Source organism: Pseudomonas sp. E6002 (genome assembly GCF_013385565.1).
In the GTDB taxonomy this organism is placed as follows: domain Bacteria; phylum Pseudomonadota; class Gammaproteobacteria; order Pseudomonadales; family Pseudomonadaceae; genus Aquipseudomonas.
In genome coordinates this window covers 295,755-317,642 of record NZ_JACAPT010000009.1, presented here as the reverse complement: position 1 = coordinate 317,642, position 21,888 = coordinate 295,755, and the positions used below count along the sequence as shown (strand labels likewise).

At 61.1% G+C, this 21,888-nt stretch carries 23 protein-coding genes; 14 read left to right on the top strand and 9 right to left on the bottom strand.

The window, feature by feature from the left end:
- The first annotated feature begins 223 nt into the window (after positions 1-223).
- Entirely contained in the window at positions 224-1,309 is a 1,086-nt protein-coding gene (locus HX815_RS07760; RefSeq protein WP_177022350.1) for a GNAT family N-acetyltransferase, read from the top strand.
- A complete protein-coding gene (locus HX815_RS07755; protein ID WP_087693269.1) occupies positions 1,306-2,181 on the top strand; it encodes a hypothetical protein in 876 nt (291 codons plus the stop codon). The genes HX815_RS07760 and HX815_RS07755 overlap by 4 nt, the downstream gene beginning before the upstream one ends.
- On the opposite strand, the gene HX815_RS07750 is transcribed toward HX815_RS07755, so the two are convergent.
- From HX815_RS07750 to HX815_RS07735, 4 genes are all read right to left on the bottom strand, one after another.
- The gene (locus HX815_RS07750; RefSeq protein WP_008438915.1) at positions 2,178-3,404 is read right to left on the bottom strand and encodes a DegT/DnrJ/EryC1/StrS family aminotransferase; all 1,227 of its coding nucleotides are present in this window, start codon (positions 3,402-3,404) and stop codon (positions 2,178-2,180) included. The two genes, HX815_RS07755 and HX815_RS07750, sit on opposite strands and share 4 nt — an antisense overlap.
- The gene (locus HX815_RS07745; protein WP_008438917.1) at positions 3,401-3,814 is read right to left on the bottom strand and encodes a multidrug efflux SMR transporter; all 414 of its coding nucleotides are present in this window, start codon (positions 3,812-3,814) and stop codon (positions 3,401-3,403) included. Before HX815_RS07745 ends, HX815_RS07750 begins: the two co-directional genes overlap by 4 nt.
- Positions 3,814-4,170, bottom strand: a complete 357-nt coding sequence (locus HX815_RS07740; protein WP_003213864.1) for an EamA family transporter — start codon at positions 4,168-4,170, stop codon at positions 3,814-3,816. Before HX815_RS07740 ends, HX815_RS07745 begins: the two co-directional genes overlap by 1 nt.
- A gap of 107 nt (positions 4,171-4,277) precedes the next feature.
- Positions 4,278-4,862 (bottom strand): DUF6436 domain-containing protein, encoded by a 585-nt coding sequence (locus HX815_RS07735; RefSeq protein WP_003213861.1) that lies wholly within the window; start codon positions 4,860-4,862, stop codon positions 4,278-4,280.
- Positions 4,863-4,973: 111 nt separating this feature from the next.
- On the opposite strand from HX815_RS07735, the gene HX815_RS07730 reads away from it, so the two are divergent.
- Positions 4,974-5,915, top strand: a complete 942-nt coding sequence (locus HX815_RS07730; protein WP_008438921.1) for an alpha/beta hydrolase — start codon at positions 4,974-4,976, stop codon at positions 5,913-5,915.
- A gap of 104 nt (positions 5,916-6,019) precedes the next feature.
- Here the strand turns inward: HX815_RS07730 and HX815_RS07725 are convergent, their stop codons facing one another.
- Positions 6,020-6,772, bottom strand: coding sequence for a DUF2059 domain-containing protein (locus HX815_RS07725; RefSeq protein ID WP_008438922.1), 753 nt, complete (start codon positions 6,770-6,772; stop codon positions 6,020-6,022).
- A gap of 131 nt (positions 6,773-6,903) precedes the next feature.
- Between HX815_RS07725 and HX815_RS07720 the strand changes: the two genes are divergently transcribed.
- Complete coding sequence (locus HX815_RS07720) at positions 6,904-7,536, top strand: 2OG-Fe(II) oxygenase (RefSeq protein ID WP_003213854.1); 633 nt, start codon at positions 6,904-6,906, stop codon at positions 7,534-7,536.
- Positions 7,537-7,538: 2 nt separating this feature from the next.
- Complete coding sequence (locus HX815_RS07715) at positions 7,539-8,033, top strand: DUF523 domain-containing protein (RefSeq protein ID WP_043226180.1); 495 nt, start codon at positions 7,539-7,541, stop codon at positions 8,031-8,033.
- A gap of 109 nt (positions 8,034-8,142) precedes the next feature.
- On the opposite strand, the gene HX815_RS07710 is transcribed toward HX815_RS07715, so the two are convergent.
- Positions 8,143-8,922, bottom strand: coding sequence for a transporter substrate-binding domain-containing protein (locus HX815_RS07710; protein ID WP_003213851.1), 780 nt, complete (start codon positions 8,920-8,922; stop codon positions 8,143-8,145).
- A 134-nt stretch (positions 8,923-9,056) separates the two neighbouring features.
- Between HX815_RS07710 and HX815_RS07705 the strand changes: the two genes are divergently transcribed.
- Entirely contained in the window at positions 9,057-9,497 is a 441-nt protein-coding gene (locus HX815_RS07705) for a DUF4399 domain-containing protein (RefSeq protein WP_003213848.1), read from the top strand.
- Between the two features lie 61 nt (positions 9,498-9,558).
- Here the strand turns inward: HX815_RS07705 and serA are convergent, their stop codons facing one another.
- Complete coding sequence (gene serA, locus HX815_RS07700; RefSeq protein ID WP_003213846.1) at positions 9,559-10,788, bottom strand: phosphoglycerate dehydrogenase; 1,230 nt, start codon at positions 10,786-10,788, stop codon at positions 9,559-9,561.
- Between the two features lie 204 nt (positions 10,789-10,992).
- Here serA and HX815_RS07695 point away from each other — a divergent pair, with 204 nt between their 5' ends.
- From HX815_RS07695 to HX815_RS07680, 4 genes are all read left to right on the top strand, one after another.
- A complete protein-coding gene (locus HX815_RS07695; RefSeq protein ID WP_003213844.1) occupies positions 10,993-12,387 on the top strand; it encodes an FAD-binding oxidoreductase in 1,395 nt (464 codons plus the stop codon).
- A gap of 22 nt (positions 12,388-12,409) precedes the next feature.
- Positions 12,410-13,075, top strand: coding sequence for a fumarylacetoacetate hydrolase family protein (locus HX815_RS07690; RefSeq protein ID WP_003213842.1), 666 nt, complete (start codon positions 12,410-12,412; stop codon positions 13,073-13,075).
- 247 nt (positions 13,076-13,322) lie between these two features.
- Positions 13,323-14,252, top strand: coding sequence for an SdiA-regulated domain-containing protein (locus HX815_RS07685; protein WP_177028031.1), 930 nt, complete (start codon positions 13,323-13,325; stop codon positions 14,250-14,252).
- A gap of 117 nt (positions 14,253-14,369) precedes the next feature.
- Positions 14,370-15,284 (top strand): SdiA-regulated domain-containing protein, encoded by a 915-nt coding sequence (locus tag HX815_RS07680; RefSeq protein WP_003213837.1) that lies wholly within the window; start codon positions 14,370-14,372, stop codon positions 15,282-15,284.
- A gap of 118 nt (positions 15,285-15,402) precedes the next feature.
- On the opposite strand, the gene rpiA is transcribed toward HX815_RS07680, so the two are convergent.
- On the bottom strand, positions 15,403-16,074 hold the full coding sequence (gene rpiA / locus HX815_RS07675) for a ribose-5-phosphate isomerase RpiA (RefSeq protein WP_003213836.1): 672 nt from the start codon (positions 16,072-16,074) through the stop codon (positions 15,403-15,405).
- 136 nt (positions 16,075-16,210) lie between these two features.
- Here rpiA and ilvA point away from each other — a divergent pair, with 136 nt between their 5' ends.
- Positions 16,211-17,725, top strand: coding sequence for a threonine ammonia-lyase, biosynthetic (ilvA, locus tag HX815_RS07670; protein WP_177028030.1), 1,515 nt, complete (start codon positions 16,211-16,213; stop codon positions 17,723-17,725).
- Between the two features lie 40 nt (positions 17,726-17,765).
- Complete coding sequence (locus HX815_RS07665; protein ID WP_102370118.1) at positions 17,766-18,179, top strand: DUF2269 family protein; 414 nt, start codon at positions 17,766-17,768, stop codon at positions 18,177-18,179.
- A gap of 112 nt (positions 18,180-18,291) precedes the next feature.
- Here HX815_RS07665 and HX815_RS07660 read toward each other — a convergent pair whose 3' ends face one another.
- Positions 18,292-18,948 carry an HAD family phosphatase gene (locus HX815_RS07660; RefSeq protein ID WP_177028029.1) on the bottom strand — a complete coding sequence of 219 codons (657 nt, stop codon included), beginning with the start codon at positions 18,946-18,948 and terminating at the stop codon, positions 18,292-18,294.
- A gap of 143 nt (positions 18,949-19,091) precedes the next feature.
- On the opposite strand from HX815_RS07660, the gene HX815_RS07655 reads away from it, so the two are divergent.
- On the top strand, positions 19,092-19,571 hold the full coding sequence (locus tag HX815_RS07655; RefSeq protein WP_003176750.1) for an RNA pyrophosphohydrolase: 480 nt from the start codon (positions 19,092-19,094) through the stop codon (positions 19,569-19,571).
- A 22-nt stretch (positions 19,572-19,593) separates the two neighbouring features.
- Positions 19,594-21,873, top strand: coding sequence for a phosphoenolpyruvate--protein phosphotransferase (gene ptsP / locus HX815_RS07650; protein ID WP_003213828.1), 2,280 nt, complete (start codon positions 19,594-19,596; stop codon positions 21,871-21,873).
- Positions 21,874-21,888: the final 15 nt, after the last annotated feature.

The window sequence follows — 21,888 nt, the reverse complement described above, 5'->3', positions numbered from 1 at the left end:
GTCGGTCACCGTGAAGATTCGGGCAGTTTAGTGGGTTTGGCGAGCGCTGCGGAAAATGCTCTCGGGTTCGTGCTCCCTGAACCTGAGCTGCATGAAGTGGGGGTTCTGAAGTGGGCCGCGGGTAGGCGGAGTATTATGTTTACTCTGTTACATGAAACCAGCGGCGCGATGATTCACCCCGTCATCCGGGCGCGCCTTTGCTATCACTTTCGGAATGCAATTTATGACAGATCCCAGCCGTGCACAGGTGCCTTATGCCTGCTGCATGGAAACGCCATCGCTGATCAGCAATTTTTTGCGATACCCGCCGGTGGGTTTCACTGCCCAGCTGTCAGCACAGGGACTGCCGTACTTTTTCACCCGGTTCGACCTGCAGACCACCGCCGACGATGAGCTGCGTAGCCGCCTGCGCAGTTGGCCGGGGTACCGTTTGTGGCAGTCATGGCTGCATATCGACACCTGTTTTATCGGCACCACGGTCAGCGAATATTCCCCGTTCCCGCTGAACGTACCGCCACAGGACATGGCGCAATGGCTGCAACAGGAGTGTGCACCGCAACGCAAGCTCACCATCGTCAAGGATGTGCCGCTGGATTCTCCGCTGCTCAGCGTTGAGGACAATCGCTACGCACACGCGTTGATCGAGGCCTGCACCCAGCGCGGATTCATCAATGTAGAGGGCCAGGCGCTGGCCTATGTACCGATCGACTTCAGCTCGACGGATGAGTATCTGTCGCGGTTGTCCCACAGCCGTCGCCGCAATATCCGCCGCAAGCTGCGCAGCCGTGATGAGCTGCGCATCGAGATCCTGGACACCGGCGATGCCCGCTTCAGCGATGAGCAATGGCAGCAGGAACTGTATCGGCTGTACAAGGCGGTGTACGCACAGAGCGAAATCCACTTCGACTTGCTCACGCCCGAATTCTTCATCCAGTTGCTCACCGATGCCGACAGCGGCGGGCATGTGTTCTGCTACTGGGACGAGGACGAACTGGTTGGCTATAACCTTTGCTACCAGCAAGACGGCAAGTTGCTCGACAAGTACATCGGCCTGAACTACCCGCTGGCGCTGGAGCACAACCTGTACTTCGTCAGCTGGTTTGTGAACCTGGAGTTCGCCCTGGAAAAGGGCCTGCAGTTTTATGTCGCGGGGTGGACCGATCCGCAGGTCAAATCCAGCCTCGGCGCCAAGTTCACGTTTACCCGCCATCTGGTGTGGGTGAGGAACCCGCTGCTGCGCAAAGTGATGAACCGTTTCCGGCACCATTTTGAAAGCGATACCCAGTGGCAGCAGGAGCAAACCGCATGAGCCAGGCCCGTCCCGCATTGATCCTCGATTTTGACGGGGCCGTGAATAACATTCCCGGCGCCCTTACCCTGCCGTTGCAAGCCTGGCAGGAGAAAATCCGTTTCGGCTGCCGCTGGGCGCAGTTCAAGGAGCTGGAGAGCGCCCTGCACGCGCAGATGCCCAGCGATTACGGCTGTGTGTTTACCGGCAGCGGTGATTATCACCACCTCAGCCAGCTGTTGTTGAACCGTCTTCCCACCCAGCAAAAGATCCAGCTGATCATTTGCGATAACCACCCGGACAACATGCGTTATCCGTTTGGCATCCATTGTGGGTCCTGGGTCTACTGGGCCAGCCGCCTGCCGCAGGTCGAGCACGTTCACGTGCTGGGCATTGGCTCGCCGGACATTTCCCTCAAGCACGCCTGGGAGAATCACTGGTCGCCGCTGGTGAAACGCAAGCTGACCTACTGGAACACCAACGTCGATACCCGCTGGTTGAACTGGATCGGCGCAGGCCGCAGCAATCGTGCATTCACCAGCGCGGACGAGTTGATGAGCGCGTTCCTGGCGCAGCTCGACCGTTCGCTGCCGGTGTATCTCTCCATCGACAAAGACGTGCTGAGCCCGCAGGTGGTGAATACCAACTGGGACCAGGGCGAGTTTCTGGAGAAGCATTTGAATGCGCTGATCGACGCCTGCCACGGCAGCATTATTGGCGCGGACATTACCGGCGACGTGTCCGCCTACCACTACCAGAGCAAGTTCAAGCGCTGGCTGAGTGCGTCGGATGGCCAGGAAGAGCTGCCGGAGAACCAGGTGGTGATCTGGCAACAGCAGCAGAATGAGCTGAATGCGCGCTTGTTGACCCGTATCGATCAAAGCTGGGCCTAGCGTTTAAGAATCCGCCGCAGATGATCCAGCACTTGCTCGAACAGCTCGTCCGTCAGCCAGTGGCTATTGCTGATCGACAGTGTCTGGGCGGCGAAGCTTTGCGCGCGGGGGATATCGGCGCCTTGCTGTAACAGCGGGGTGAGTGCCGGGTAGCCCGGCAATACGTGGATGAACAGGCGGGTCACGCCCAGGCCTGCCGTCCACAGCTGCGCCATCGCGGTATCGCGGGTTTGTGCGCTGGGCATCACCACCATCAAGAACGGCCAGGTGCCTTGCTGGCCCGGGCTGTCGGTCAACACCGACACGCCGGGCAAGCTGCTCAGCTGCGCCACGCGACGCAAGGCCCGCAGGCGGCCTTGCTGCAAATGCTCGGGCAAGCGTGCCAGGGCTGCGGCGCCGACCTTCTGGCGATAGCCGCCCAACCGGTGCAACGGAATATCGTTGACGGAAAAATCATCGCCCACCGCCGCCACTTCATCGCCCCGCGCCAGCGCCGCCCGCAGCGGTTTGCCGTACACGTACTTCAGCCCGCGGGGCTGATACGCCGCGGCATAGCCCCACAGCTCGGCGCTGCGTTGCACTTCCCAGCGCAGGCTGAAGGGCAAGTCCTGCCGGCATTGCTGGTGCAACGCCTGATGCAGCGCCGGATCCCGGCTGAACAACACACCGCCTTCAGCCGTCGTCAGGCCTTTGCCCAGCGCCATGCTGAAAAAGCCGATGTCGCCTTTCAGTCCGACGCTTTTTCCATCATCCAGTGCGCCCATGGCTTGGGCGGCGTCTTCGATCACCGCAATGCCGAGTGGCTCGGCAATGCGCTTGGCAGCCTCCACATCCGCCACACGCCCGGCCAGGTGAGTGACGACGATCGCCAAGGTGTTTTGGTTGCACAGCTGCGCCAGCTGGTGTTCGTCCAGGTCGATGCTGCCGGGCTGCAGATCGCACGCTACCACGCGCAAAGGCGGGCAGTGATGGGCCGCCAGGGCCACCAGCGGGCAGGTATAGGCCGGCACGATAAGCTCGGTGCGCCCCGGCGTGCGCTGCTGCAACACCCGCAGCGCCATGATCAGCGCGGCGGTGCCGGAGCAGGGCAGGGCCGGCAGCGGGATGTCGAGCTGTCGGGCCAGGTCGCGGGCCAGGTCGCCCGAGCGGTTGAACAAGTCCTGCCAGCGCAGGGGAAGCCCCGCCGTTGGCGGAATCTCCCGCTGGCTGACAACGGGCGTCATGACGCCAGCGTCTGCGAGGGTTCGGCCTCGACGGTCTTGCTTTCTTTGTCTTCGCTGCGCGCCAGGCACAGTATGCCCGCGATAATCAGCGCGCCACCGACGATTTTGGGCAGGGTAAGGGTGTCGTTGAACAGCCAGACGGAGATCAGCGTCACGCTGATCAGCTCCAGGTGGGAGGCCGCAAACGCCGGGCCCACCGGGGCGTATTTCAACAGCGTCATCCAGGTGAAAAACGCGCCGATGTAGCCCACGAATGCGCCGTAGATCCATGGCGCACCGAACACGCGGATCAACCAGGCGGCGTCCATCGTCAGCGGTTCGGCATGAATCGAGGCGAACTTGAAACTGACCTGCGCCAAGGTATCGAAAATGATCAGCGACAGAAAACCGAGGATATAAAACCGTTTCATTACTCGAACCCCACGACGGTCACGCCACAGGCGATCAGCATGATGCCGATCAACCGCCATTTGCTCAGGCTTTCCTTGAACAGGAAACGCCCCGCAATCATGATCACGACAATATTGATGGAGCCCAGCATCACCCCGACCGACAACGGCACCAGTGTCAGGAAGGCCAGCCACAGCACGAATTCGAACACATAGCAGATGATGCCCAGCCAGATCCACGGACGCTTGAGCATATGGCGCCAGTGGGCCATGCCGTCATGCTCGGCGCTGGCTGAGGCTGCGGCTTTGAACGCCAACTGGCCGGACGTATCAACGATGACGTTGAGTATCCAGAGGATGATGGTTAATTGGCTCATGTGTTCCCGTGTCGTCTGCTTGTACGGCTAGTTGCTTACGATACAGGAGCGTGCCGATACAGTTGTTCGAGTTTGTCGAACGAACAGCGTCTGTTCAGCTTGCCGGGTCAGGGTGGAGATGTTTCCCCGTTCCACTCGCAGTAACAGCCGACCGCCAGGGTGTGGGTCGCATTGACCTCGCGTCCGCCTTCGAGGGCTTGCAGGATCGGCTCGATAAAGCTGTTGCTGGAGTTACACGTCAACCCTTCACTGTAGGGCCCGAAATACGCCAGCTTGCCGCTGCGGTCCCAGATGCCCACGGCAGGGCTGGCCGGCAGATGCTGGGCACCGGGCACGGCCTTGAGGGCCTTCATCGAGCCCAGGGTGGCGGGCAACTGCCCGTGGCTGCCGGCTTTCTGCAGGGAATAGAACTCCACGCCCTGGGGGGCGTACTGCTCGATCAACTCGCCAAGGTGCTGCTGGTTGCCGACATTGCACGGGCAGGCGGGGTCCCAGAAGTGCACCAGGCGGATCGGGCCCGGGCCGGCAAGCTCGGCCGGCAGGCTCAGGCTGTCACCGGAAAACACCGCCGTATGCTCACTGAATGCCCGCAGGTAGCGTCCCTGGAACCAGTCATACGCCGCCCACAACACCCCGGCGCAAATGATCACGATCAGGCTGGCGAAGAGGGTGGTGCGGTAGGGCTGTCGCATTTGGATCAATCCTCGGAGGACGCGTAGCTTGCCATGCTTGCCCTGACAGATGAATATCGCGGCTCGATATTCATCTGTTCAATGCGTTGAAGCCACAGTCTGGAAGTTCTTATGCCCGTTACGTTTGACCCTGATCATCTACGCGAAAGCTTGCGCCCACTGGTGGACGCGCAGCCGCTTTCAGCCGAGGCCCGGGTCTACCAGCGCTTCTACGGCCTGGACCTCGCTGCCCGCAAGGTGCCCGCGACAAGCCGCCTGGGGCGGTTTGCAGTGGATGGGTTCGACGTGGTCTGCCAGGTGTGGTGGCCACCGGTGCCGGTGGCGACGATGTTCCTGTTCCATGGCTTCTACGACCATATGGGCCTGTACCGGCATGCCGTGGACTGGGCGCTGGATCAGGGTTTTGTGGTGATCGCCTGCGACTTGCCGGGCCACGGCCTGTCCAGCGGCGAGCGGGCCAGCATTGATGACTTTGCGGTGTACCAGGACGTGGTGCAGGCGTTGTTTGAACAGGCCAGGGCGCTGCAATTGCCGCAGCCGTGGCACTTGTTCGGGCAAAGCACCGGCGGCGCGATTGTGGTGGATCACCTGCTTAGCCATGGCGTCGACAGCCCGGCCCAGGGCAAGACGTTCCTGTTGTCACCGCTGGTGCGGCCCCGCGCCTGGGGCTGGTCGCAGCTCAGTTATTACCTGCTCCGGCCGTTCGTCAAAGGCATTGCCCGGCGCTTCAGCGATAACACCAACGACCCGCAGTTCAAGCCGTTCCTGGAGGCCGACCCGTTGCAGCCACGGCAGTTACCGACTGCCTGGGTGGGCGCCCTGGCGCGCTGGATCAAACGTGTTGAAGCGGCGCCACGCAGCACGCGGCGGCCGTTGATCGTGCAGGGTGAGGAAGACATGACGGTGGACTGGCAGCACAACCTGAAGGTGCTGCGCAGCAAGTTCGACCAGCCGGAGGTGTTGATGCTGCCGCGTGGCAGGCATCACTTGGCGAATGAGATTCCGGAGATTCGGCAGCAATACTTCGGGTTTCTCACCGACCACCTGAAATAACGCAATCCAAATGTGGGAGCGGGCTTGCTCGCGAAGGCGGTCGATCAGTTAGCATAACCAGTGACTCGCACACCGTCTTCGCGAGCAAGCCCGCTCCCACAGGGTTACTGCGCCAGGCTTGAGGTGCTTTGGCCGACCGCCAGCCCGGCGCGAATCGCCGCCAGTGCCGCCTTGTAGTACGCCTTGCCCTCCGGCGACTCCGCGAACGTCGCGAACTCTTCCAGCTCCGGGTCGGACAAATCCCGGTAGACGTACAACAGCGTGTTGTTCAGATCGTTGCCGATCTGCTGCATCAGGCGCTCACGCTGGCCGTTCAACATGCCCTGCGCCTGGCCTCCGCCCAACAGCCCGGGGATCATCTGGCTCAAGCTGTCGGCCGCCACGCCGGCAATCGCCAGGCTGACTTCAGCCCCGGCTTCCCGCGCAGGCAAGGCCTGGGCCAGGTGGCCGATGATCAGGCTGCGGGTGGCATCGGCTTCCATGTGCGGCAAGCCCTGGGCGTTCTTCGCCAGTTGATCGCGGCGGGTGGCGAGCAACTCGGCGGCGACAATCTTGCGGCCCAGCGGCGACTGGAAGAAGGCCAGTGCCGGCTTAGGGTCCGCCAAATTCTTGCGCAGTTGCGCTTCGGCGCGCTGGTCTACCGACTGGGGCGCGAAGCGTTTATTGCTGTTGTCCACCAGCGCCTGATACACCGCCGGCGGCAGGCTGTTGCGGTAGCGTTGCTGGGCGGCACTGAGGGCGTCATTAAAATGCGCGCGCTGGTCTGCCCAGCCGGCGACCTTGTACAACTGGTCATGGCTGTCTGCCCAGGCGGGCAAAACGCAGAACATCAGCAAGGAAAAAAACAAACGACGCATATGGACTCCTGTCAGTCGGCCACTATTGTCCGTGTCGGGCGTAGGATTTGTCGAGAAATCCTATCGGTCACCTGACTAAAGTGTATTCAGACGCTCGGCGGCTCTGTCGGATTCACAGGCGTATGGATACTATGCGCGCCATGCCCATACCCTCCGATCACCCGCTGCTGTTACGCATTGTCGATGACCTGGCCGCACAAGGCTGGTCGCAGCAGAATATCTTCCTGCCCGAGGCTCTGACCCTCGAACTGGCGGCTGAGTGCCAAAAACGCGCCGCCGAAGGTGAATTGGCGCCCGCGGCGGTCGGACGGGGGCCTTCCCAGGAGATTCGCGAGGGCATCCGGGGTGACCATATCCAGTGGCTGGAGCCGGGCGAAGTGGTGGCCTGCGATAACTACCTGGAGCTGATGGACAGCCTGCGGGTGGCGATGAACCGTGGCCTGTTCCTGGGCCTGGAAGACTTCGAAAGCCACTTCGCGATGTACCCCCCGGGGGCGTTTTACCTCAAGCATGTGGACCGTTTTCGCGATGACGACCGGCGCATGGTGTCGGCGGTGATCTACTTGAACAACGCCTGGCTGCCGGAACATGGCGGCCAGTTGCGCATGTACCTCAAGGGCGACGTCGAATACGATGTGGTGCCCACCGGCGGTTGCCTGGTGGTATTCCTGTCGGGGGAAATCCCCCATGAAGTCATGCCCGCCACCCGCGAACGCCTGTCCCTCACCGGCTGGTTTCGCCGGCGGGGCAACGAGCCGTTTTGATGATGCAAAAGATTCTGGTCAGCCGCTGCCTGCTGGGGCACCGGGTACGCTACGACGGAGGGGCCAGCGGGCCTTTCGATCAATTGGCCGCGTGGCAGGCCGAAGGCCGGGTGGTTGCCGTGTGCCCGGAAGTGGCGGGTGGCTTGCCGACGCCACGGCCGTCTGCCGAAATCCCGGGCGGGCAGGGGATTGACGTGTGGGAAGGCCGCGCCCAGGTGCTGACGGCCCAGGGGGAAGACTTCAGCGAAGCCTTCCTCGATGGCGCCCGCCAGGCATTGGCGCTGGTACAGCGTCACAATATCCGCGTCGCCGTACTCAAGGCCAACAGCCCGTCGTGCGGCAATCTGCTGACCTATGACGGTACCTTCACCGGCGTGAAGGTCACGGGCGAAGGCGTGACGGCGGCGTTGCTCAAGCGCCATGGGGTGCTGGTGTTCAGTGAGCTGGAGTTGCCTGAAGCGGCAGTGGCCCTGGCAAAATGCTCAAGCCCGACATAGATCAACATGTGGGGCGGGCTTGCTCGCGAAAGCGCAGTGTCAGTCACCCGATGCTCAAGCCGAGCCACCGCATTCGCGAGCAAGCCCGCTCCCACATTGACCGAGTCGTTTATTCGGCCTTTTTCACCGGCTTGCTCGCATCCATCCCGAACCACTTCTCCGACAGCGCCGCCAGCCGGCCATCGGCCTTCACTCGTTGCAGGGCCTTGTCCAGGCTGGCCTTGAACGCCGGGTTACCCTTCTGGAACGGAATCGCCAGGCTCAGCGTCGGGCCGACGTCTGCGCCTTCCTTCACCGGCAGCTGGCTGTCGCGAATCGCGTAGGGAATCAGCAGCCGATCACTGATGGCGGCATCGATCTGTTGATCGGCAACGTCCTTGATCGGCTGCCTGGCATCGGCATAGCTGCGCAAATCAACGCCCTCGGCGGTGCGTGCCTGCTCCACAAACTGGCTGCCCTGGGCCACGCCCAACGCCTTGCCCTTGAGCGCCGCAAAGCTGCCCAACGGGCGCTGTTCCTGCTTGCGCACGATCAGCTGTGCGCTGGAGTAGCTGTAGGGCTCGCTGAAGTCGAAACGATCCGCCAGTTCAGGAGTCATAGCGATATGGTTGATGGCCACGTCGTACTTGGCGCTTTCCACGCCGGGCAGCAACTCGGCGGCATCGACAGTGATAAAGGAGGGGCGTACGTCCATTTCCTTGGCCAGCAACTCACCCAGCTCCACTTCAAAACCGGTGAGTTTGTCGCCTTCCTTGAAGTTGAAGGGCGGGGTGTTGGCTTCCATTGCGATGCGCAGTTCCCCGCGGTCAAATACATCGTCGATCAGTTCGGCATGGGCCAAGGGACTTGCAAGGGGCAGTAAAAGTAACAGGCCAGGCAGGAAACGCATGGTCGCTCCTAAAGAATTCGAATGAGCGAAGCGTTGTTCAGGCTCGCTTTGCTATGGTGTTGAATGCCTTGGACAGCAATTTGTCGCGAAGTTGTCATAACCCTACAGATTTCCCGGAAAAACTGGAGAAGTGAATGAAAGCCTTTTTGACCCGTGCAACCCTGGCCAGCCTATTGCTGGGCGCTTCGATGCTGGCGACCGCTGCTGATGGCATCCCGCGCAGCGCTCCACCAGAAGGTGCCAAAGTGTTCATCGTGTCGCCCAAAGATGGCGCCACTGTCGATAAAACCTTCACCGTGAAATTCGGCATGGAAGGCCTGAAACTGGCTCCGGCCACCAGTCAGGACCCGGGCACCGGCCACCACCACCTGCTGATCGACCAGAAAGAATTGCCGGATGCCAGCGTGCCGATCCCGGCCACCGACACCGTGATCCACTACGGCAAGGCACAGACCGAAACCGAGCTGACCCTCACCCCAGGCAAGCACACGCTGCAACTGGTAGCCGGCGACAAACTGCACATGCAGTTCAACCCGACTGTAGCCTCGAAAGTCATCACGGTTAACGTCAAGTAAGATTTGTTCAGACAAAAAAAGGGAGACCCGAGGGTCTCCCTTTTTTATGCGCGTTTAGCGATTAGAACAACACGCGGCTACGGATAGTGCCGTTGATGTGCTGCAGCTTCTCTTGCGCCAGGTCCGAATACTCGGCGTCTACGTCGATAACCACGTAGCCGACTTTCTCGTTGGTCTGCAGGAACTGACCGGAAATGTTGATGCCGTTTTCCGCGAAGACCTTGTTGATCTCCATCATCACGCCAGGGATGTTCTGGTGGATGTGCAGCAGACGGTGCTTGCCAGGGTGAGCCGGCAGAGCCACTTCCGGGAAGTTGACCGAGGACACCGACGTACCGTTGTCGCTGTACTTGACCAGTTTCTCCGACACTTCCAGGCCGATGTTGGCTTGGGCTTCAGCGGTGGAGCCGCCGATGTGCGGGGTCAGGATCACGTTGTCCAGGCCACGCAGCGGGCTTTCGAAGATGTCGTCGTTAGAGCGCGGCTCTACCGGGAACACGTCGATGGCGGCGCCGATCAGGTGCTTGTCCTTGATCGCGTCGGCCAGGGCGTCCAGCTCGACCACGGTGCCGCGTGCAGCGTTGATCAGGATCCCGCCCTTCTTGATGGCGCGGATTTCCTTCTCGCCGATCATCCACTGGGTCTCAGCGGTTTCCGGTACGTGCAGGGTCACGATGTCGGACATGCCCAGCAGCTCGGTCAGGCTCGACACCTGAGTGGCGTTACCCAATGGCAGCTTGGTCAGGGTGTCGTAGAAGAACACCTGCATGCCCAGGCCTTCGGCCAGTACCGACAACTGCGTGCCGATCGAGCCGTAACCGACGATACCCAGCTTCTTGCCGCGGATTTCGAAGGAGTTGGCTGCGCTCTTGATCCAGCCGCCACGGTGGCAGGAAGCGTTCTTCTCGGGAATACCGCGCAGCAACAGGATCGCCTCGGCCAATACCAGCTCAGCAACGGAGCGGGTGTTGGAGTACGGTGCGTTGAACACCGCGATGCCGCGCTCGCGCGCTGCGTTGAGGTCGACCTGGTTCGTGCCGATGCAGAAACAGCCGACAGCTACCAACTTCTTGGCGTGATCGAAGATCTCTTCGGTCAGCTGAGTGCGGGAGCGAATGCCGATAAAGTGCGCGTCGGCGATCTTTTCCTTGAGCTGGGCTTCCGGCAGAGAACTGGTGATGTACTCAATGCTGGTGTACCCGGCGGCCTTCAGGACTTCGACGGCCGATGGGTGGACGCCTTCCAGAAGAAGGAACTTGATCTTGCTCTTATCGAGAGAAGTCTTGCTCATCTGCGTAAACCTGTATCCCGGAGAAAAATGGCAGGGAATCGGATCACGTAAGCTGACCCGGACGGCAGGAAAGCCGTCACCGCAGAACGCCCTTGGGCACTATCCTGCGGGGGCGGTATGCTAGCATACGTGCCCCGCTAAACACCCATTCCTGCGACGTGAAGCGTTCTCAGGATGACCATGAATTGTTCGAGAGTTCTGTCGATGACCCATCCTGCCCTGATTGATGAGCTGAAGACCCTGGTTGAGCCTGGCAAGGTCCTGACCGATGCTGACTCCCTTGAGGCTTATGGCAAGGACTGGACCAAGCATTTCGCGCCGGCCCCGGTGGCCATCGTCTTCCCGAAGACCACCGAGCAGGTGCAGGCCATCGTCCGTTGGGCCAATGAGCACAAGGTCGCGCTGGTGCCGTCCGGTGGCCGTACCGGCCTGTCGGCCGCTGCCGTCGCTGCGAATGGCGAAGTGGTTGTGTCGTTCGACTATATGAACCAGATCCTCGACGTTAACCTCACCGACCGCACCGCCGTGTGCCAGCCGGGCGTGGTCACCAAGCAATTGCAGAACGTCGCCGAAGAAAAAGGCCTGTACTACCCGGTGGATTTCGCCTCGTCGGGTTCCAGCCAGATTGGCGGCAATATCGGCACCAATGCCGGCGGAATCAAGGTCATTCGCTACGGCATGACCCGTAACTGGGTGGCCGGTATGAAAGTCGTCACCGGCAAGGGCGACCTGCTGGAGTTGAACAAAGACCTGATCAAGAACGCCACCGGCTACGACATGCGCCAGCTGTTCATCGGCGCTGAAGGCACCCTGGGCTTTGTGGTCGAAGCGACCATGCGCCTGGACCGGGCGCCGAAAAACCTCACCGCGATGGTGCTCGGCACCACCGATTTCGACTCGATCATGCCGGTGTTGCACGCCTTCCAGAGCAAGCTGGACCTGACCGCCTTCGAATTCTTTTCCGACAAGGCCCTGGCCAAAGTCCTCGGTCGCGGCGACGTGCCGGCGCCGTTCGAATCCGACTGCCCGTTCTACGCGCTGCTGGAATTTGAAGCGACCACCGAAGAAGTGGCCAACGATGCCCTGGCCACGTTCGAACACTGCGTCGAGCAGGGCTGGGTGCTGGACGGCGTGATGAGCCAGAGCGAAACCCAACTGCACAACCTGTGGAAGCTGCGCGAGTACATCTCCGAGACCATCTCTCACTGGACGCCGTACAAGAACGACATTTCGGTGACTGTGTCGAAAGTACCGGCCTTCCTGAAGGAAATCGACGCGATCGTCGGCGAACACTACCCGGACTTCGAAATCGTCTGGTTCGGCCACATCGGGGACGGCAACCTGCACCTGAATATCCTCAAGCCGGAAAACCTGAGCAAGGACGAGTTCTTCGCCAAGTGCGCCACCGTCAACAAGTGGGTGTTCGAGACCGTGCAGAAGTACAACGGCTCGATCTCCGCCGAACACGGCGTGGGCATGACCAAGCGCGATTACCTGACCTACAGCCGTTCGCCGGTTGAAATTGAATACATGAAGGCAGTGAAAGCGGTGTTCGACCCGAACGGGATCATGAACCCGGGCAAGATTTTCGCTGTTTAACAGTCCCTGAAGGAGTCGGTCCATGAGCTACCAGCACAAGTATGTCGACGGCACCAATATTCACTTTCCCCTGGGGAAGGTGGTGTGCATCGGGCGTAACTACGCCGAACACGCCAAGGAACTGGATAACCCGGTACCCACCGAGCCGCTGCTGTTTATCAAGCCCGGCAGTTGCGTAGTGGCACTGGAAGGCGGTTTTGCCATCCCTACCGAGCGCGGTTCGGTGCATTACGAAGCGGAAATCGCGGTGTTGATCGGCAAGCCGTTGTCGGCCAAACCGAGCCGCGAGGAAGTGCTGGACGCCATCTCCGGCTTCGCCCCGGCCCTGGACCTGACCCTGCGGGACAAACAGGCCGAGCTGAAAGCCAAGGGCTTGCCGTGGGAAATCGCCAAGTCGTTTGATGGCGCGGCAGTGATTGCCCCGTTCGTGGTCGGCAGCACCTTCCCGGATGTGACGGATATCGGCATCCGCCTGACCATCAATGGCGAAGTGCGCCAGGACGGCAACAGCGCGATCATGCTCAACCCGATCATCCCGATGATCCAGTACATGGCCGGCTGCTTCTCGTTGCAGGCCGGGGATGTGATCCTCACCGGTACGCCGGCAGGCGTGGGCCCGCTGAATGTGGGTGACGAGCTGGTGCTGGAATTGCCGGGTGTGAGCCGCTTCGAAAGCAGCGTTCGCTAAATACCGGGTGAAACGCGGTTAAAAAATGTGGGAGCGGGCTTGCTCGCGAAAGCGGTGTATCAGTGACAGATTCAGTGACTGATACTCCGCTTTCGCGAGCAAGCCCGCTCCCACATTTGATCTGTGTACTGTCACCCAATCGGGTTTTTGCATTTTTTTCACACCCCATCCGGATAATCCTCAGCCTCCTGCGCGCGGACCTTGTGATCCTGTGCTATCCCCTAAAGCTGACTTTCTGGAAAGCGTAATGGCCGTGCCTCTCCCCTCCGTAAAACCCACGTTTCGTTCACGCCTTGCCATGCGCTGGTATTCCTGGCTGTTCCTCGCCGGCGCGATCATTTACGGCGTGGCCTGGGCGATGCACTGGGACGACCGCGGTGTGTTGTGGCTGGCGGAGGGTTTCGAAACCCCGGCCGAGCGCCTGGAAAGCGTCTGGCTCCCGGACTACCACGCGGTGATCGACGCCAAGCTGCTGCCCGGCATGGAGAAGGACGAAGCCTCGGACCTCACCTACAACCCGCTGACCAAGACCCTGTTCTCGGTGATGGGCAAGAACCCGTTCCTGGTTGAACTGACCCTGCAAGGCGACGTGCTGCGCAAGATGCCGCTCAACGGCTGGAACAACCCGGAAGGCGTGACCATGATGGAAAACGGCCTGATGGCCGTGGTCGATGAGCGCCAGCACAGCCTGACCATCGTCAAGGTCGACCCGCAGACCCAGCAGTTGAACAAAGCCGACTTCCCGTCCTATGACCTGGGCCCGTCCAAGGACCAGAACAAAGCCTTTGAGGCGGTCACCTGGGACAAGCGCAACCAACAGCTGATCCTCGGCGAAGAACGCCCACCGGCCCTGTTCACCTGGAAAAGCGACGGCAGCCAGACCCTCTCCGGCGTCAAGCAAAAGCTCGCCAGCACTGAACTGGACATGCGCAACCTGTCGGCGCTGACCGTCGACCCGCGTACCGGCCACCTGCTGGCGCTGTCGGCGGACTCCCATCTGTTGCTGGAACTGGACGAAAAGGGCGAGCAGGTCAGCTTCATGACCTTGCTCGGCGGCTTCAATGGCTTGAAGAACACCATCCCGCGTGCCGAAGGTGTGACCATGGACGAGAACGGCACGCTGTATATGGTCAGCGAGCCGAACCTGTTCTATCGCTTCGAGAAGCAGGCGCAGTAGTTCGATTACGTCAGATTTTTCTCTATCTGCGGCATATGCCAGACACCCGGGGCGTTTAAGTTTAAATTCAGGCGACCGTGATATTCATTCGCCAGTTTTTACTCTGAGCCCCGCCCGATGCGTCGACTTGCCCGCCCCAAACCTGCTTTTTTTATCCTGATCCTGATCGCCCTGGTGGCGTGCGGTGTGGTTGCCCAGCAATTGCGTCTGTTCGAGCGTGCCTGGTTCAACTGGCAATCCTGGCGCAATCCCGCCGGGGAGCACTCCATTGGCCTTGGGGATTACCGGGTGGCCCTGGAGGCGCAGGTGATCGACGGCCTCAACGATGATGTCTCGGCACTGACCTTTGATCCGGTGCGCAACAGCCTGTTTACCGTGACCAACAAGAACGCTGAGCTGGTCGAACTGTCCCTGGACGGCAAAATCCTGCGGCGCATTGCGCTGGTGGGGTTTGGCGATGCCGAGGCCGTGGAGTACATCAGCGACAACACCTACGTGATCAGCGACGAACGCCAGCAGCGGCTGATCAAGGTCCACGTGGATGACGACACCCAATTCCTCGATGCCGCCGACGCCGAGCAAATGACCCTCGGCGTGCACCTGGGCGGCAACAAGGGCTTCGAAGGCCTGGCCTATGACTCGGTGGGCAAGCGCCTGTTTGTGGCCAAGGAACGCGACCCGATGCTGATCTACGAGGTCCACGGCTTTCCGCATTTCAAACCGGAAAAAACCTACTCGGTGCACGTGATCAACAACCCCAAGCGCGATGCCGGGTTGTTTGTGCGCGACCTGTCGAGCCTGCAATACGACGAGCGTAGCGGTCATCTGCTGGCGCTGTCGGATGAGTCATTTTTGGTGCTGGAACTGGATATCGACGGTCGCCCCCTGAGCAGCCTGTCGCTGCTCAAGGGGCGCCATGGCCTGAAGCAGCGCGTGCCTCAGGCCGAGGGGATCGCCATGGACAACGACGGCACGTTGTACATGGTCAGTGAGCCCAATCTTTTCTATGTATTCAAAAAAACCAAGTCTTGAGTCATGTGCAGAACAAATGTGGGAGCGGGCTTGCTCGCGAATGCGGTGTATCAGGCGCCATATTCAGTGACTGACACTGCGCATTCGCGAGCAAGCCCGCTCCCACACGGGTTTTGCATTACGCCTTAAGGGTTTTCACGCCTTCCGCGGTGCCCAGCAGCAGTACGTCAGCCGGACGGGCCGCGAACAAACCGTTGGTGACGACGCCGACGATCGCGTTGATCTGGCGCTCCAGTTCCACCGGGTTGGTGATCTGCATGTTGAACACGTCGATGATGATGTTGCCGTTGTCGGTCAGCACGCCTTCGCGGTACACCGGGTCGCCGCCCAGTTTCACCAGTTCGCGGGCCACGTGGCTGCGGGCCATCGGGATCACTTCCACCGGCAGCGGGAACGCGCCGAGTACCGGCACCAGTTTGCTGGCGTCGGCGATGCAGATGAAGGTCTTGGCCACGGCCGCGACGATCTTCTCGCGGGTCAGGGCTGCGCCGCCGCCCTTGATCAGGTTCAGGTGTGCGTCGCTTTCATCGGCGCCGTCGACATAGAACTCCAGGTCGCTGACGGTGTTCAGCTCGTACACCGGAATACCGTGGCCCTTGAGCCGCGCAGCGGTGGCTTCGGAGCTGGCAACCGCGCCGTCGAACGCGCCCTTGTGCAGGGCCAGCGCATCGATAAAGCAATTGGCGGTGGAACCGGTGCCGACACCGACGATGCTTTTATCGTCGAGTTTAGGAAGGATTAAATCGACGGCGGCCTGGGCCACTGCCTGTTTGAGTTGATCCTGGGTCATGCGGGCTCCGGAACGGGCGGGGAGTAAAGAGGGGCGCGAGTATAACCCAACAAAACCTCGGTTTTCGTGTGGTCGCCCGGCCAAACGCTGGGTTAGACTCCTTGGCCCTGCCCAACCCGCCCAGTGATGCTTTCCGATGCTTGAACAGTACGTCAAAAAGATCCTCACCTCGCGCGTTTACGACGTTGCCGTAGAAACCCCGCTGCAGACCGCCCGCCAGCTCTCCGAGCGGCTGGGCAACAAGGTCTGGCTCAAGCGCGAAGACTTGCAGCCGGTGTTCTCGTTCAAGATTCGCGGTGCCTACAACAAGCTGACCCAACTGAGCGCCGAAGAACGTGCGCGCGGCGTAGTCACCGCTTCGGCGGGCAACCATGCCCAGGGCCTGGCCCTGGCGGCCAAGGTGCTGGGGGTCAAGGCCACCATCGTGATGCCCAAGACCACCCCCGAGATCAAGGTCGAAGGCGTGCGTTCCCGTGGCGGCAAAGTGGTGCTGCACGGGGATTCTTTCCCGGAAGCCCTGGCGTATTCGCTGAAGCTGGTCGACGAAAAAGGCTACGTCTACATTCACCCCTACGATGATCCGCACACCATTGCCGGGCAGGGCACCGTGGCGATGGAGATCCTGCGCCAGCACCCGGGGCCGTTGGACGCGATTTTCGTCCCGGTGGGCGGCGGCGGCCTGATTGCTGGTATCGCGGCCTACGTGAAATACCTGCGGCCCGAAATCAAGATCATCGGCGTCGAGCCGGACGACTCCAACTGCCTGCAAGCCGCCATGGCGGCGGGCGAGCGCGTGGTATTGCCGACCGTGGGCATCTTCGCCGACGGCGTGGCAGTGGCGCAGATCGGCCAGCACACCTTCGACATCTGCAAGGACTACGTGGATGAAGTGATCACCGTCAGCACCGATGAAATCTGCGCGGCGATCAAGGACATCTACGACGACACCCGCTCCATCACGGAGCCGGCTGGCGCCCTGGGCGTGGCGGGCATCAAGAAGTACGTCGAGACCCGTGGCATCACCGGGCAAACCCTGGTGGCCATCGATTCCGGGGCCAACGTCAACTTCGACCGCCTGCGCCATGTGGCCGAGCGCGCCGAGCTGGGGGAAGGCCGCGAAGCCATCATTGCCGTGACCATCCCCGAGAAACCGGGCAGCTTCAAGGCCTTTTGCGAAGCCGTGGGCAAGCGCCAGATCACCGAATTCAACTACCGCTACCACTCCGGGCGCGAGGCGCACATTTTTGTCGGCGTGCAGACCCACCCGGAAAACGACCCGCGCAGCGCGCTGATCGCCAGCCTCACCAGCCAGGGTTTCCCGGTGCTGGACCTGACGGAAAACGAACTGGCCAAGCTGCACATCCGCCATATGGTCGGCGGCCATGCGGCGGATGTCAGCGACGAGGTGGTGTTCCGCTTCGAATTCCCGGAACGTCCGGGGGCACTGTTCAACTTCCTTAACAAATTGGGCGGGCGCTGGAACATCTCGATGTTCCACTATCGCAACCACGGCGCCGCCGATGGGCGCGTGGTGGCGGGCCTGCAAGTACCGGCGGACGAGCGTCACCTGGTGCCGGCGGCGCTGGAGGCCATTGGCTACCCGTACTGGGATGAAAGTGATAACCCGGCCTACCAGCTGTTCCTCGGTTGAGCGACTACGCTGACTGGGCGGCCTTCAAGGAATCGAGAACATGGAAACGCTGACCACCCTTAAAGTTATCCACATCGCGGCCACGGTGTTGCTGCTGCTCAGCGGCCTCGCCCTGGCAGTGCTGGCCTGGCGCAAACGCAGCGCGGGGCCGGCCTATACCGTGCAGCGGCCGTGGGTGTTTGTGTGGTTGTTGATGGGCATTTGCGTGGTGAGCATGCCGTTCACCGGCTGGTGGCTGGCGCACCTGATCGGCTGGCCGCTGGGGCAAACCTGGATCCTGGGTTCCAGCGTGATCTACACCGTGGCGGCGCTGAGCTGGTTCTGGCTGGTGGTGCGGCTTAATCGACTGCGGCTGGGCGGGGCGGGGAGTTTGAACTTTACCGTGGCGCTGGCGGTGGTGAGCCTGGTGGGGTTTGTGGCGATTGCCGGGTTGATGGGTGCCAAGCCGGTTTAAGGCTTGAGACCGAGTTGCCTCAATTCGCGAGCAAGCCCGCTCCCACATTTGACTGCATTCCAAAGGTGGAACTCGAGCAAATGTGGGAGCGGGCTTGCTCGCGAAAGCTTTATCAGCCGCGCAGGCTAATCACCGGCCAACCACGCTTCTCAGCCTCAGCCCGCAGATTCGGATCCGGATCCACCGCCACTGCATGCGTCACCTGCTCCAACAGCGGCAGGTCATTCATCGAATCGCTATAGAAGTAGCTGTCCTCCAGGTTATACCCGGTCTCTTCCAGCCAGCGATTCAAGCGCGTCACCTTGCCCTCGCGAAAGCACGGGATATCCGTACTGCGCCCGGTGTAGCGGCCATCCTGCATCTCGCATTCCGTCGCAATCAGGGTTTCAACCCCCAGTCGCTCGGCAATCGGCGCGGTCACAAAACGGTTGGTCGCGGTGATGATCACCAGCTTGTCGCCCGCCGCCCGGTGCTTGGCCAGCAACTCAACCGCCTTGGGCAGCATGATCGGCTCGATGCAGTCGCGCATGTAGTCGCGATGCCATTCATCCAGCTGGGCCATCTCGGTGCGGCCGAGGATTTCCAGGCAGAAGTTCAGGTACTCGGCGTTATCCAGCTTGCCGGCCAGGTAGTCCTGGTAGAACTCGTCGTTGCGGGCCTTGTAGGCCACGGCGTCGAGAATCCCGCGTTCACAGAGGTAATCGCCCCAGGCGTGATCGCTGTCACCCCCCAAAAGCGTGTTGTCCAAGTCGAATAAAGCCAGGCGCATTGCAGTTACTCGCTGAAAAGTCTGTAAAAAGGCGTCCAGAATACGGTCTTTTCACAAGAGTGCACATAAGGTAAGCAGCCTCGTTGCCGCTGTATCAATCTTTGTGGAACAATGCGGTGACATGCGTTTGCGAGGTTGTTGCCGTGATCGACCCCGATGGTTTCCGTCCTAATGTCGGGATTATTCTTACGAATGATGCCGGACAGGTGCTATGGGCTCGCCGTATCAACCAAGATGCCTGGCAGTTTCCTCAAGGCGGAATCAACCCCGACGAAACCCCTGAAGACGCCTTGTACCGTGAGTTGAACGAAGAAGTAGGCCTTGAACGTGAAGATGTGCAAATTCTGGCCTGCACCCGAGGCTGGTTGCGCTATCGTTTGCCGCAACGTCTGGTGCGTACCCACAGCCAACCGCTGTGCATCGGCCAGAAACAGAAATGGTTTCTCCTGCGCCTGATCTCCAACGAGCAGCGGGTGCGGATGGATTTGACCGGTAAACCGGAGTTCGATGGCTGGCGCTGGGTCAGTTATTGGTATCCGTTGGGCCAGGTGGTGACATTCAAGCGCGAGGTTTATCGTCGCGCTCTTAAAGAGCTTGCCCCGCGCCTTTTAGCGCGCGACTGACGACGGAGTTCGACCCCGAGCCATGCTCAATACGCTGCGCAAGATCGTCCAGGAAGTTAACTCCGCCAAGGATCTCAAGGCGGCGTTGGGGATTATTGTGTTGCGCGTCAAGGAAGCCATGGGCAGCCAGGTCTGCTCGGTTTACCTGCTGGACCCCGAGACCAACCGTTTTGTCCTGATGGCCACCGAGGGCTTGAACAAGCGCTCCATCGGCAAGGTCAGCATGGCGCCCAATGAAGGTCTGGTGGGCCTGGTGGGGACGCGTGAAGAACCCCTGAACCTCGAAAACGCGGCCGATCACCCGCGTTATCGCTACTTTGCCGAAACCGGTGAAGAGCGCTACGCCTCGTTCCTCGGTGCGCCGATCATTCACCACCGCCGCGTTGTCGGCGTGTTGGTCATCCAGCAGAAAGAACGCCGCCAGTTCGACGAAGGTGAAGAAGCCTTCCTTGTGACCATGAGCGCGCAGCTCGCCGGGGTTATCGCCCATGCCGAGGCCACCGGTTCGATTCGCGGCCTGGGACGCCAGGGCAAGGGCATCCAGGAAGCCAAGTTCGTCGGCGTGCCGGGTTCGCCGGGTGCTGCTGTCGGTACCGCCGTGGTCATGCTGCCGCCCGCCGACCTGGACGTGGTGCCGGACAAGACCGTCACCGACATCGACGCTGAAATCATCCTGTTCAAGACCGCCCTCGAAGGCGTACGCAATGACATGCGCACCCTCTCGACCAAGCTGGCCACCCAGCTGCGGCCTGAAGAGCGGGCGTTGTTCGACGTGTACCTGATGATGCTCGACGACGCGTCCCTGGGCAGCGAAGTCAAGGACGTGATCAAGACCGGCCAGTGGGCCCAGGGCGCGCTGCGCCAGGTGGTCACCGATCACGTCAACCGTTTCGAATTGATGGACGACGCCTACCTGCGCGAGCGCGCCTCGGACGTGAAGGACCTCGGTCGCCGTCTGCTGGCCTACCTGCAGGAAGAGCGCTCGACCACGTTGGTGTACCCCGACAACACCATCCTGATCAGTGAAGAACTGACCGCCACCATGCTCGGCGAAGTGCCGGAAGGCAAACTGGTGGGCCTGGTCTCGGTACTGGGTTCGGGCAACTCCCACGTCGCGATCCTGGCTCGGGCCATGGGCATTCCGACGGTGATGGGTCTGGTGGACCTGCCGTATTCCAAGGTCGACGGCATCGAAATGATCGTCGACGGCTACCACGGCGAGGTCTACACCAACCCCAGCGAAGTGCTGCGCAAGCAATACGCCGAAGTGGTGGAAGAAGAACGCCAGCTGTCCCAGGGCCTCGACGCCCTGCGGGAACTGCCGTGCGTGACCCTCGACGGCCACCGCGTACCGCTGCTGGTCAACACCGGCCTGCTGGCGGACGTGGCACGTGCACAACAGCGCGGCGCCGAAGGGGTGGGCCTGTACCGCACCGAAGTGCCGTTCATGATCAACCAGCGTTTTCCGAGTGAGAAGGAGCAGCTGGCGATTTATCGCGAGCAATTGTCCGCCTTCCATCCGTTACCGGTGACCATGCGCAGCCTGGACATTGGCGGCGACAAGTCACTGTCGTATTTCCCCATCAAGGAAGACAACCCCTTCCTTGGTTGGCGCGGTATTCGCGTTACCCTCGACCATCCTGAAATCTTCCTCGTCCAGACCCGCGCGATGCTCAAGGCCAGCGAAGGCCTGAACAACCTGCGCATCCTGCTCCCGATGATCTCCGGCACCCACGAGCTGGAAGAAGCCCTGCACCTGATCCACCGTGCCTGGGGCGAAGTGCGCGACGAAGGCGCCGACGTGCCGATGCCGCCGATTGGCGTGATGATCGAGATTCCGGCGGCGGTGTACCAGGCCAAGGAGCTGGCGCGGCAGGTGGACTTCCTGTCGGTGGGCTCCAACGACCTGACCCAGTACCTGCTGGCCGTGGACCGCAACAACCCGCGGGTGGCCGACCTCTACGACTACCTGCACCCGGCGGTGCTGCAAGCCTTGCAGAACGTGGTGCGCGATGCCCATGCCGAAGGCAAGCAGGTGAGTATCTGCGGCGAGATGGCCGGTGACCCGGCGGCGGCTGTGCTGTTGATGGCGATGGGCTTTGACAGCCTGTCGATGAACGCCACCAACTTGCCGAAGGTGAAATGGATGCTGCGCCAGATCAACCTGAGCCGGGCCAAGGAGCTGCTGGCGGAGTTGATGACTATCGACAACCCGCAAGTTATCCACAGCTCGCTGCAATTGGCGCTGAAGAACCTTGGGTTGGCGCGGATGATCAACCCGGCGTCTGCAAAGAGCCTCTAACCGGATTTCAGAGCC